Source organism: Lactiplantibacillus sp. 30.2.29, from assembly GCF_018991255.1.
Taxonomy (GTDB): Bacteria; Bacillota; Bacilli; order Lactobacillales; family Lactobacillaceae; genus Lactiplantibacillus; species Lactiplantibacillus pentosus.
In genome coordinates this window covers 16804-29037 of the sequence record NZ_JAGYGU010000009.1, presented here as the reverse complement: position 1 = coordinate 29037, position 12234 = coordinate 16804, and the positions used below count along the sequence as shown (strand labels likewise).

The 12234-nt window shown below is 49.6% G+C and carries 12 protein-coding genes and 1 pseudogene; 11 read left to right on the top strand and 2 right to left on the bottom strand.

Annotation, left to right across the window (positions count from 1 at the left end):
* Positions 1–15: 15 nt before the first annotated feature.
* From fabF to KGF65_RS06405, 8 genes are read left to right on the top strand one after another with little or no spacing between them, the layout of a single operon-like run.
* The gene (fabF, locus tag KGF65_RS06440; RefSeq protein WP_216748037.1) at positions 16–1248 is read left to right on the top strand and encodes a beta-ketoacyl-ACP synthase II; all 1233 of its coding nucleotides are present in this window, start codon (positions 16–18) and stop codon (positions 1246–1248) included.
* The gene (locus KGF65_RS06435; RefSeq protein ID WP_120768524.1) at positions 1245–1709 is read left to right on the top strand and encodes an acetyl-CoA carboxylase biotin carboxyl carrier protein subunit; all 465 of its coding nucleotides are present in this window, start codon (positions 1245–1247) and stop codon (positions 1707–1709) included. The genes fabF and KGF65_RS06435 overlap by 4 nt, the downstream gene beginning before the upstream one ends.
* The gene (locus tag KGF65_RS06430) at positions 1709–2122 is read left to right on the top strand and encodes a 3-hydroxyacyl-ACP dehydratase FabZ family protein (RefSeq protein ID WP_105923885.1); all 414 of its coding nucleotides are present in this window, start codon (positions 1709–1711) and stop codon (positions 2120–2122) included. Before KGF65_RS06435 ends, KGF65_RS06430 begins: the two co-directional genes overlap by 1 nt.
* Before the next feature lie 14 nt (positions 2123–2136).
* Complete coding sequence (locus KGF65_RS06425; RefSeq protein ID WP_213472370.1) at positions 2137–3525, top strand: acetyl/propionyl/methylcrotonyl-CoA carboxylase subunit alpha; 1389 nt, start codon at positions 2137–2139, stop codon at positions 3523–3525.
* Positions 3494–4336, top strand: a complete 843-nt coding sequence (locus KGF65_RS06420; RefSeq protein ID WP_216748036.1) for an acetyl-CoA carboxylase carboxyltransferase subunit beta — start codon at positions 3494–3496, stop codon at positions 4334–4336. Before KGF65_RS06425 ends, KGF65_RS06420 begins: the two co-directional genes overlap by 32 nt.
* A complete protein-coding gene (accA, locus tag KGF65_RS06415) occupies positions 4329–5099 on the top strand; it encodes a carboxyltransferase subunit alpha (RefSeq protein WP_105923882.1) in 771 nt (256 codons plus the stop codon). Before KGF65_RS06420 ends, accA begins: the two co-directional genes overlap by 8 nt.
* A 21-nt stretch (positions 5100–5120) precedes the next feature.
* Positions 5121–5879, top strand: a complete 759-nt coding sequence (gene fabI, locus KGF65_RS06410) for an enoyl-ACP reductase FabI (protein WP_105920948.1) — start codon at positions 5121–5123, stop codon at positions 5877–5879.
* Entirely contained in the window at positions 5879–6436 is a 558-nt protein-coding gene (locus KGF65_RS06405; RefSeq protein WP_050338727.1) for a 4'-phosphopantetheinyl transferase superfamily protein, read from the top strand. Before fabI ends, KGF65_RS06405 begins: the two co-directional genes overlap by 1 nt.
* Positions 6437–6621: 185 nt before the next feature.
* Here KGF65_RS06405 and KGF65_RS06400 read toward each other — a convergent pair whose 3' ends face one another.
* Entirely contained in the window at positions 6622–7347 is a 726-nt protein-coding gene (locus tag KGF65_RS06400; protein ID WP_216748035.1) for a DUF554 domain-containing protein, read from the bottom strand.
* Between the two features lie 117 nt (positions 7348–7464).
* On the opposite strand from KGF65_RS06400, the gene KGF65_RS06395 reads away from it, so the two are divergent.
* The 3 genes and pseudogenes from KGF65_RS06395 to rsgA all read left to right on the top strand — a co-directional run bounded on the left by KGF65_RS06395 (position 7465) and on the right by rsgA (position 11349).
* Positions 7465–8358 (top strand): LysR family transcriptional regulator, encoded by an 894-nt coding sequence (locus tag KGF65_RS06395; RefSeq protein ID WP_216748034.1) that lies wholly within the window; start codon positions 7465–7467, stop codon positions 8356–8358.
* A gap of 1172 nt (positions 8359–9530) precedes the next feature.
* A complete protein-coding gene (locus KGF65_RS06390; protein WP_050338725.1) occupies positions 9531–10031 on the top strand; it encodes an acyl-CoA thioesterase in 501 nt (166 codons plus the stop codon).
* A gap of 259 nt (positions 10032–10290) precedes the next feature.
* A pseudogene (rsgA, locus tag KGF65_RS06385) lies at positions 10291–11349 on the top strand (ribosome small subunit-dependent GTPase A).
* A 254-nt stretch (positions 11350–11603) separates the two neighbouring features.
* Here the strand turns inward: rsgA and KGF65_RS06380 are convergent.
* Complete coding sequence (locus KGF65_RS06380; RefSeq protein ID WP_216748033.1) at positions 11604–12161, bottom strand: TetR/AcrR family transcriptional regulator; 558 nt, start codon at positions 12159–12161, stop codon at positions 11604–11606.
* Positions 12162–12234: the final 73 nt, after the last annotated feature.

Below are 12234 nucleotides of genomic sequence, written 5' to 3'. Positions count from 1 at the left end.
ATGGGAGGGTAACCAATGACAGAACGAGTAGTGGTGACTGGGATGGGTGCGGTGACGCCCCTCGGTAATGATGTTGACACTTTTTTGGCGAATTTATTTGCGGGAAGACTTGGCATTGGACCGATTACCAAGTTCGATGCGACGGCAACAGGAATCAGTGTTGCCGGTGAAGTAGATGATTTGCAGCCAGAAAAACGGATCGAAAAGAAATTGGCAAAACGCCTAGATTTATTCTCAATTTATGGCTTATACAGTGCCAGTGAAGCAATGGCTCAAGCGGGTCTGGATGAAACGACGATTGACCCCGAACGGTTAGGTGTGATTTATGGTTCCGGTATTGGTGGTTTGACGACGATTGAAGCGCAAGTGATCAAGATGCACGACAAGAGCCCCAAACGGGTTTCCCCGTTATTTGTGCCGAATTCGATCATTAACATGGTCGTCGGTAACATCGCCATGCAGTTCAATGCTCAGAACACCAGTCAGGCGATCGTAACGGCCTGTGCTTCGGCCACCAACGCAATTGGTGATGCGTTTGAATATTTACGCCAAGGAAAAGCTGACGTGATGATTACCGGTGGTGCAGAAGCGTCAGTCAACGAAATCGGTATTGCGGGCTTTGCCGCGTTGACCGCGTTATCCAAAGCCACTGATCCGACGAAAGCGTCGTTGCCATTTGACGCAGACCGCAATGGCTTTGTGATGGGTGAAGGTGCCGCCAGCTTAGTTTTAGAAACGCTGACGCATGCTCAAGCGCGTGGTGCCAAAATTCTCGGTGAAGTTATCGGTTATGGGACGACCAGTGATGCTTACCATATGACCGCACCACGGCCAGACGGTGCGGGTGCCAAACGTGCCATGCAGCAAGCCATTCAAGAAGCGGGCATTCAACCTGAAGATGTCGGCTACATCAACGCACATGGCACCGCGACCCACGCCAATGATAGCGCTGAAGCCCACGCAATTGCCGAACTATTTGGTGAAAATACCCCTGTCAGCAGTACCAAAGGGATGACCGGACACTTGTTAGGCGCTGCCGGTGCGATCGAAGCGGTCGCGACGATTGGTGCCTTACAAGCGGGACAGTTACCGCCCAATGTCGGGTGTACGACGCCAGATCCTGACTGTCCAGTAAACTTGGTCTCGCCCGCGACCCAGCAACAGGCTGCCACCTATGCATTGAGTAATTCATTTGGCTTTGGCGGTCACAATGCCGTCGTCGCCTTTAAAAAGTGGGTGAGCGCATGAGTATGACGGATACGGAAGCCATGACCGCACTGATCGACCAGTTCAACCAGTCTAGTGCGCAAGTCATGGATGTCAAGACGAGCGGGTTTGAATTACATCTGAACAAGCAAGCGGTTCTAAGCCAGCCAATCTCAGCGAGTGAACAGCCTCAAGCGACTAATGCGGCTGAACCAGCACCAGGATCCCCATCGACACCTGCGGCCACTCGTTCATCAGCGACCATGGTAACGGCGCCGCTAGTCGGAGTGGCGTATTTAGCCGCTGAACCTAAGGCGGAACCATTCGTCCAGGTCGGCACGCACGTCAAGGCTGGCGAAACGCTGTGTGTCATTGAAGCGATGAAAATGATCAATGAAGTGCCGAGCCCAGTTAGTGGGACGGTCAAGGAAGTTCTGGTCAAGAACGCGGCGATGGTCGAGTTCGATGAGCCACTATTTGCGATTGAGGAGACGAAAGCCTAATGGAAGTGACTAGTTTAATTCCGCAACGGTATCCGGTGCAACTCTTGGATCGTATCGTTAGCGTCGAGCCAGGGGTCGGTGCAACCGCCGAGAAATTAGTGACCATTAATGAATGGTTTTTCCAAAGTCCAACGCTGACGGGGCGGACGATGATGCGGCCACTGTTGTTAGAGATTTTAGCGCAAACGGGGGTCGTCGCCTTACTATCGATTCCTGAGCATCACCGGCAAAACGTCTTCTTCGGTGGAATTCGACAGGCTAATTTTAAGGCGGATGTTCACCCTGGGGACCGCTTAGAATCAACCGTCACCCTGACGAAGCTTCGACGTCAAATTGGTACTGGTCATGGGGTGATCACTTGCGCGGGTCATGAAGTCGTCAGTGCGGATTTGACCTTTGTGATTCAGACTTAAGGGAGGTCAGAGGATTGTTTGAAAAAGTATTAGTAGCCAATCGGGGCGAAATTGCGGTGCAGATTATTCGTGCGTTGCATGAAGTCGGCAGTCAAGCCGTCGCCGTCTATTCGGTGGCCGACCAAGATAGTCTATTTGTTCGACTCGCCGACGAAGCCGTTTGTATCGGTGATGGCCCGGTCAATCAGTCTTATTTGAACATGCAGGCCGTAATCAGTGCTGCCAATCTGACAGGCTGTCAAGCCGTTCATCCGGGCTACGGTTTCTTGTCTGAAAACGCCGCGTTCGCCCAACTATGTGCGGATTGCCAGTTAACGTTTATCGGCCCTAGTCCAGCAGTGATCGACCAAATGGGTGACAAGGAAAATGCCCGCCAGACAATGCAACGATTGGGGGTGCCGGTCATTCCAGGCAGTCAAGCGGTACTGGAAAATGTCGACGCTACCTTAAAATCTGCGCATGAGTTGGGTTATCCGGTCATGATTAAGGCTGCCGCGGGTGGTGGCGGTAAGGGCATTCGAGCCGTCAACGATGATCAGGCGCTAGCACGTGCATTTCAGACCGCTCAACAGGAAGCACAGGCGTCATACGACGATCAACGGCTGTACCTCGAAAAGATTATTGCCCCCGCCAAACATATTGAGGTGCAAGTCTTGGCAGACCAACAGGGGCACGTCGTTTATTTACCCGAGCGAGATTGTTCGCTACAACGTAATCATCAAAAAGTAATGGAAGAAACGCCATGTCAGGTGATGACCAGTGCCGAACGATTGGAACTAGGCCAGTTAGTGGCGGATGCAACCAAAAAGTTGGGTTATACAAATACGGGGACTTATGAGTTTTTGATGGATCAGCAGCACCACTTTTATTTTTTGGAAATGAACACGCGATTGCAAGTTGAACATACGGTCACTGAAATGGTGACGGGGATTGAGCTAATTAAGGCCCAGCTTACGATTGCGGCGGGAGAACCATTGCCATTTGCGCAAGCCGATATACACGTTCAGGGTACCGCGCTTGAATGCCGTCTGAACGCGGAAGATCCACAGCACGACTTCCGGCCACAACCAGGTCGAATTGAACAACTGATTTATCCGATAGGCACGTTGGGGGTGCGCATTGATGCCGGTGTGGTTGCGGGGAGTTTGATTACACCGTTTTATGATTCGATGATCGCTAAAGTAATTGTCCATAGCAATCAGCGCCAGACGACGCTTAACAAGATGCGGCGGTGCCTGGATGAATTGATGCTGACTGGCGTTCAAACCAATCAGGACTTTTTAGCCGCATTGCTAAATACAAAAGCGGTGGCAGACGGTACTTATACGACAACGTACATTGAACAAGATTTTTTGAAGGGGTGGTTAAACGATGCCCAAGCGCAAGTTTCAAGCGCCAACTGAGCAACAACTCGCGGTTCGACGGGATTACATTCCGGATGCGCTATTAACTCGTTGTCCAGTTTGTCATCAAGATTGCTATACACAAGATTTAGGCGATTTCAAGGTTTGTCCACATTGTGACTACGGATTCCGACTCCCAGCATGGGAACGGGTGGCGCAGTTAACGGATGCTTTTGACGAGCACGATGCGGACTTGCGTGCACCAGTTGATTTTACGGACGCCGCTTATCAGGACAAACTAAGACGGGCAACCGCTCAGTCGCAGATGAGTGAAAGTGTCTTGACTGGGATTGCGGCCACTGACGACATGCAATTTGGATTAGGGGTCATGGATACCAATTTTATGATGGGCAGTTTAGGGTCCGCCACTGGGGAGAAAATCACCCGTTTGTTCGATGCTTGTACGATACAAAAGCTTCCGGTCGTGATGGTGACGGCCTCTGGTGGGGCACGGATGCAAGAAGGCACCCGGGCACTGATGCAGATGGCAAAAATATCTGCGGCAGTGGCTAAACACCGTGAAACCGGGTTATTGTATATCACAATTTTAATTGATCCAACCACAGGTGGTGTGACCGCAAGTTTTGCGATGCAAGGTGATATTATGCTGAGCGAGCCACGGGCCTTGATTGGATTTGCCGGGCGTCGCGTCATCGAACAAACCATTCAACAGACGCCACCCGCAGATTTTCAACGGGCAGAAACGTTGTTTGCGAATGGTTGGTTGGACCAAATTGTGCCGCGACCGGCCTTGAAACAAACGTTACAACGATTATTGCGGCTCACACAAGGAGGTCGTCAAAATGGCTGATACCACTGCTTATGAACAAGTTCAGGCGGCACGGTCCACTGACAAAATTAGTATTGAAGCGTTGATCGATGGCCTAACGGAAGACTTTTTTGCTTGTCATGGGGATCGCCAACGCGCGGATGATCCGGCGGTGATTGCCGGACTAGCGACGATTGCTGAACGCCCCGTTACCATTATTGGCATTCAGAAAGGGCAAACGTTAGCCGAAAACCAGGCGCGCCACTTTGGTTGTGCAACACCCAGCGGCTATCGTAAAGCACTGCGGTTGATGCAACAAGCAGAAACATTACAGCAACCAGTCGTCACGTTGATCAATACGCCCGGCGCTTATCCGGGGGTGGATGCTGAATATCAGGGCCAAGGTCGTGCAATTGCCGACTGTTTGTTAGCTGGTATTCAGTTAAAAGTGCCCTTTTTAAGTCTCATCGTTGGTGAAGGCGGTAGCGGTGGCGCACTCGCCTTGGCGTGTGGCGACCAAGTCTGGATGCTAGCGAAAAGTACTTATTCGGTGCTCTCACCGGAAGGCTACGCCACTATTTTATGGAAGCAATCACAACGTGCGGCAGAAGCGGCGGAAAAAATGCGACTCACACCGACGGAATTATTAGCAGACGGCGTGATTGACCGGATTATCCCGGAAGTCGCAACGGCCGCTGATTGCCAGCCGCTTAAAGCCGCAATCGACGAAACACTAACTGCTTTAGCAGCCAAGCCGGTGACAGAACTCGTGGCACAACGCCAGGCCCGTTATCGACAATTTTAAATAAGTAAGGAATGATAAGTGATGGACGGAATTTTATCAGGCAAGACCATTGTGGTGATGGGCGTTGCCAACCAGCGTAGTATTGCCTGGGGGTGTACCGAGGCATTGATGGCTCAGGGTGCGCAAGTTATCTTGACCTATCAAAATGACCGTTTGAAGCAAAGTTTACAGCGATTCGTCGCACCCGAAGTGCCGCTGATTGCCTGTGACGTTGCCGATGACGATAATGTTGACCAAGCGTTTGCAACGATCAAACAGCAATATGGTGCCCTGGATGGGATTATCCATGCGATTGCCTATGCCGATAAAGCGACACTGGAAGGTGATTTTGTCGATACGACTAAGGCTGGCTATGATTTAGCTCAAAATATTAGTGCCTATTCGCTGATTGCAATTGCCAGAGCAGCGCGACCAATGCTCAAACCAGGTGCCAGTCTCGTGACATTGACGTATTTCGGATCAGAACGGGCCGTGCCGAATTATAATATGATGGGTGTCGCGAAGGCTGCCCTCGAAGCGAATGTCCGCTACTTAGCCCGTGACTTGGGCCCGCAGCAGATTCGTGTCAATGCCATTTCAGCTGGGGCAGTCAAAACACTGGCCGTAACTGGTATCCACGAGCATCAGCAATTATTGAAATTATCTCGAAGTATGACAGTGGATGGCGAACCAGTTAAAACGCGTGAAATTGGCAATGTGGCCGCCTTTTTAGTCAGTGACCTGTCGACTGGGATGACCGGCGATGTGGTCTACGTAGATAAAGGGGTTCACTTGAGTTAATGGTCATGACGCAGGTCCGCTTTGCACAGCAGTGGCTGGATTTACCAGCGGATGCTTCCAGACAAACGCGCAGGGAAACACAACGGTTGGTGAGTCGCTCGTTGATTCAACAATTACTGCCAGCACCACTTGCTTATCGCCGTTTGGGTCAGCCGTATTTTCCGAGTCAACCGAAGTTAGGAGTCAGTGTCAGTCATACGGCCCAGTTCGTGCTAGTGGCATTGGGCCCAGGTCCGCTCGGGATTGATGTGGAACAGGTGCGACCACGGGATTTTACGGCGATTCAACGCGCGTTTACGTCCGCAGAGTGGCGCTTGCTACAGGCCCAACCCAAATTAGCTCGGCAGCGTATAGGCTGGCAACTGTGGACGGCTAAGGAAGCGGTCTTGAAGCTGGTTGGTTGTGGCTTAACGCAGGCTCCACGCCGGGTTGAAGTGCTAGATTTAAAGCAAGGTGTTGTGCGGTATCAATCCCAGTTATATCGTTTACGACCATTAGCCTTGCCAGCGATGTATGTCGGCTGGGTCGCACAACCAATGCGTGATGGCCGAGATTAGCGGTGTGTGGTTCAACGCTGGATGGAATGGGCGCTGCAAAGTTCAACTTGAGCGCCCATTAACAACGCAATGCACTGTTTGCGTGTTAATGCGCGATAATGACCGGACATAAAAGCAGTTCTGAGTCACGTCTTAACAGGCGATGGCACTCAGAACTGCTTTTAGTTTACAGTCAAATCGCCACATTATAATAATGGCATGACGACCTGCATCCAGAACCAGGAGATTGGCATGACCACGATCATCATCGGAATCATATCGGCAGTCGGAAACATTTTGACCTCAATGATTCGAAAACCACTCGCGACCATTAAGATCCCACCAACGGCTTTAAAATCGAGAATCATATTTGGCGTCGTGAGTGGGAAAATCAGGTGAGCAATCAAAAAGAGTATCGTTAGGATGATCACTTGTGGAATCGCAATCAAAGAGACGACTAGCCCCAGATTGGCGCCAAAAATGACCGCGGCGAAGAAATCAAGAATCGACTTAGAAATCAGAATGGTAGCATCGCCGTTCATGCCTTCAGTCAATGTCCCATAAATCCCAGTCCCACTCGCACAGAACAAGACAATGACGGTCACCATCGTACGTTCAAAGGCCTGTTGTTCAAAATTGTCCGGTGCGCTGACAAACCGTGAGATCAACCGTTGCATTGCCATGGCGCCACGGTTGATCAGCTTGCCGAGATGGCACAGGAGACCGATGCCAGTACCGATGATCACGGCAAAGATGACGGCCGCCAGATTTTTTAACGGCGCAATCGCATAGACGCCCATTGCCATCGACGCAATTCCGAAGGTCATGTTTAAGCCTTCTTTAAGTTCAGTGGACATTTTTTGACCACCTAGTGCACCAACGATGCCACCTAAGAAGATGGCACAAACATTTGTAATAATTCCAACTGGCACGCAAGCCCTCCTCAATAAAATCAAAATAACAGGTTTTAGTGTAGTCTTCGCCAGTAGCAGGAACAATTCTAATTATGTGGTAAACTATTCTAAACTGGAATAGTTGGAGGAAGAGATTTGGAAACCCGTAAATTGGCGGTATTCGTGGATTTGGCTGAGACTTGCAATTATAGTCGTAGCGCTGAACGGTTATTTTTGTCCCAGTCGACGATTTCAAAATACATCTTGGCCCTAGAAGCCGAGTGGCAAGTGCAATTATTTAAACGCGCGCACCGGCAAGTGACGCTAACGCCGGCTGGCCAACGGTTGTTACCACAAGTCAAGGCAGTTTTGCAAGCGACCGACCAACTGCAGCAGGCAATCACGGTGCAACAGCAACAGGCGGCGCAATCATTAGTGATCCGTGGGTTGCCGTCGTTGCCGCAGTATCAGGCCTTTCATATTATCACGGCATTTACCAAGCGGTACCCGCAAATTAAGTTACACTTCAGTGAAGCTAGTGTCGGCGAATTGACCACCGCCCTCGATGATCAAACCGTCGATCTTGTGTTTACACGGATTTTTAACGAAGCACCAGCGGCTTATGACTGTTTGTTCAACGAGTCGGATCAATTCGTGGTTTTAGTGCCAAAGGATAATCCGTTGGCGCAACGCGCAGAGATTAGCTTACCAATGCTTTCAAATGAGTCGATTTTATTATTGAAGGTGGCTGTCAGTCCCGACAACCCATTATTTGCGACGCTACGAAAAATGCGCGCCCAGGCACAGGTCAAGTATGATGGTCAGCGGATCGAACTGATTTTGGAGATGCTGAATCAGGGCGAAGGCGTTTCGATCGTGATGGCGCGGTCATTTGATTTGACAGGGCTCGACAACATTAAAGCCATTCCGCTAGTGCCGAAAGTGACGAGTCGAATGGCCTTCATGAAACGACCAGGACCGCAATCAGCCGCCGTTCAGCAGTTTTGGAAGTTTGCGACCACCTATACGCGCCAACACGGCATTGCCTAATGTGACGCATCATTTGACTCATATAATTGTGTCGGCCGCCGCGATGAGTAGGTCACTAGATTTACTGCTTCAGAACTCAGGGTTCACCACTGTTAGCACAGATTTAGTGGTCCACATCCGTGAAAATTCGATATAATTACATTAATAAGAACGCAGTGTGCTAGTTAATTTGTCATGAATTGTGATTAAATCATGCCAGTTGGTGGATTCCTGTTCGTCAGCCGGTGCGCGCCGTAGTCCGACCTCCGGAGCTGGCTGACAACGCTGGAACAGGGCGGACATCGATTTGAACTCACGCAGAAATCCACTGCGCAATTTCAAATACGTGTCTTCTTCTAGCCCGGGAAATTCACCCGGACAAGAAGAATTTCGCCCTTGAGCATTGTCAGCCAGCCCCTCCGGTCGGGAAGCCGCTCGAATGGCGGATGAACGGCCACCTATCTTGGCGCAATTGACCACTGATTATGAGATGACTGGTCCTTCAGGCAAACTTTTAGTTGGTATCGATAAAGGCTTATAGTATCCGGCAAGACTTATAGCGTTTAATTATTGAGACGATTGCCTGAATATTAGTTACTCATCTCAATGCCACAAATTTCAATGGCAACTAGCCAAATTAGTCGATAAAAATGCCACCGCTTAAAGTTAAAGACTTTGTTATCTGAGACGACTAGCAAAAGTCCTGACAAGTTCAATGAAGCCGTGTATCCGAAGCATTAAAACATGGGTAAGAAAGTTTAGCGATTGTTTGCAAACTGTCTGACACTTAAATATCAAGATGACCGTGTACAATGGAACCAACGACTAATCATACAAAAGGTTGGGTTCGCACAAGTCTGCCTTTCGAATGCCATCCCGGCTGGAAGGTATTCTGGGCAAGGCCAAGTGGTGAAATTTCACTTAGCAAGCGTCTTGTGCTTGGTTAGTGAAAGACCAGTATTTAAGACGTGGGTCGTCGGCTTAAATCTGTGTCCACCACGTTCCGACCATTGCCCAGAATGCCTGGAAGCCGGCGTAGGACGTCTCCACAACAGCAAGTTTACGCTAAGCCGCACGTTTTCCAGCGGGTCTCAGCTGGCAGCACTTGAACTTAGAAATTGTCATGATTTAACCATGTGACAATTTAACTAGCACAATGCGTTAATAAGATTAATTACAAATGAGGTGCACAGATGGAAGCGATGCGAATATCAGAAACATTATCAATTAGTAATCACCGGGTCTTTTCAGCTGACCTGAACGAACATGATACCGTCTTTGGAGGCAAAATTCTGGCGACAATCGATGATAATTCATCGATTGCGGCGTCGCGGGTCGCCAGAATTGAGACGGTGACGGTCTCAGTCGACCAGGTCAATTTTTTATTGCCGTTTCGTTTGCAGGATTCGATGTGTGCCGAATCCTATGTCTCTGGCGTTGGTCACCGGTCAATTGAGGTCTTCACCAAGATTATCGGCGAACACTTAAAGACCGGCGAGCGCTTTTTAGGACTGACGTGTTTTTCAACGTTTGTCGTGACTGACCGTAATGTCGTTTTGCCGGAATTGACCGCTGACAAACCAGAGTATGCTTACGTGGCAGATGGTTATCAGGAGCGGCAAGCACAACGGTTGGCGAAATTAAAACGGCAACGCGCGTTCAATGCCCATATTAGCGTCGAATTGCCTTGGTAATCGATTTGAATTGACAAATGTCGTGGGGCTTGTTAAATTAAGAGTATCAAATTTAGGAGGGGTGCTTGATGTCGGTCAGTCGTTAGGGTGTTTGTTGGACGAAAAAAGTGGGTGCGACCCGCTTAGTTTCGTGTACCCTAATGTGACGAATGACCACGGCATTTTAGTACGCCGCACGGTTTTGCGCACAGTGGGCTCACTGTGCGCATTTTTTTATCGCAAAGCATTGGGGTTAGTCACTTTGCGAAAGGATAAAACATTGACAATTAATTTAACAGAATACGGCTTAAAACAGACCATTCAGAAGACCATTACAGCTACTGAGCAACCTCGACTGGGACGAGTGATTGAACAGCATCGGGAGTTGTATCAACTCATCACGGCTACGGGATAACGACAAGCACAAGTTACGGGGAAACTGGCGCATCAAGCCACGAGTGCCACTGCTTTTCCGGCAGTCGGTGATTGGGTTCTGTTTTCAGCTGGTGATGATGATACCACGTTGATTGACCGCATCTTGCCACGGCAGAGCGTGTTGGCGCGTGGGGCAGTTAATCAGCACGATGGTCAGATCATTGCGACCAATATTGATACCATCTTTATTTGTATGTCGTTGAACGCGGACTTTAATGTGCGCCGAGTGGAACGGTATTTGACGATTGCCTGGGATAGCGGCGCAATGCCCGTGCTTGTCTTGACTAAGGCGGATGTTTGTACGGATCGTACTGATAAATTACGGGCGTTGGCGGATGTTACGATTGGCGTGCCGACCGTGATGTGTTCAGCGGAAACCGGTGAAGGTCTGGAAGACTTGCAGCCATACTTGACAGCCGGGCAGACGGTGGCGTTTGTTGGCTCATCGGGTGTTGGTAAGTCGACGCTGATTAATCGCCTCCTGGGTGCCACAGTTCTGGCAACCAAGACGATTCGTCAGGACGATGACAAGGGTCGCCATACGACGACAAGTCGGCAATTACTGCCGTTGCCATCAGGGGCGTGTGTTATTGATACACCTGGTATGCGTGAGCTTCAAATCTTTGTTGGCGACCTCCAGCAGACGTTTGCTGAGATCACGGCGTTAGCTGCGGACTGCAAGTTTAACGATTGCACACATACGAGCGAACCAGGATGTGCAGTGCAAGCGGCCGTTGCTGACGGGCGCGTTTCCCTTGAGCGACTACAAAGTTATCAGAAGTTGCAGCGTGAGATGAGTTACCAAGGGTTGAATTCGCGTCAGTTAGAACAGGCTAAAATTCAACGGATGTTTGGTGGTAAGCAAGCCATGAAACGGATCAAACAGCGGTATCATCGGGATTGATCTCGCGGTGAGCTGAAAACTGAATCAAATCTGTGAGCCAAGTCGGCCACCACAAGTGCGATGATGCCTTGAGGTGGCCGGCTTTTAGTCTGGTCAGAAGTCATTTAGGACGCAAGGTGCATGCTGATTTGCCCTGAATGACGTTTGAGATGTGACGGCTAACTGATTGATGGCTCATCCGTCGAGTCGTTCCGTTCCAGCGGGCTGAATCTAGCAATATTCGCCCCTTAAAAACTCGTCAATTGTCGTTACCGTCATTTCAAGTCGTTACCGGTATGGCTGGCAGTGAAGCGGACGATTTGTTGGGCGAGATAGCTGGGTGGTTCGACCATGCCGGCCTGTTGCCAGTGAATGAGAATGTTGACGACTGCACCAGAAAAAAAGGCGATGTAGTAGGGCTGATGGTGGATCGTTGAATCGGTGACAGTGATGATGCGGTCGTGTTTGATGAGCAATGTATAAGCTGCTTCAAAAGTTTGCACGATGATTTGAGCCTTGCCATTGTCAATCAGTAACTGATTGGTTGCGGCCATCTGCTGCATGAACGTGAAGTATTGCGTCATCAAGACTGGTAGCGTGATTTTAGATTGCCGCGGTAGACGACGAAAATAGGTCAAGATGGCTTGTTCCTGATAAGTCAAGATGATTTGGTCGAAGCTGGTAAAGTTGCGATAAAAATAGGATCGTGAAAGCTGCGCATGGGCACAGAGTTCCGTGATTGAAATCATGCTGAGTGGTTTGTGAGACATCAGTTGTAGCAAGGCTTCGTAAATTGCGGTCAAGTTTTGCTGTTTACGTTCTTGTGGATTCATCCGTAACAACATCTCCTTTTTTGTAACGTAAGGCTAACTGTCTCATATTATATCAGCTATACTGCCGTTAATT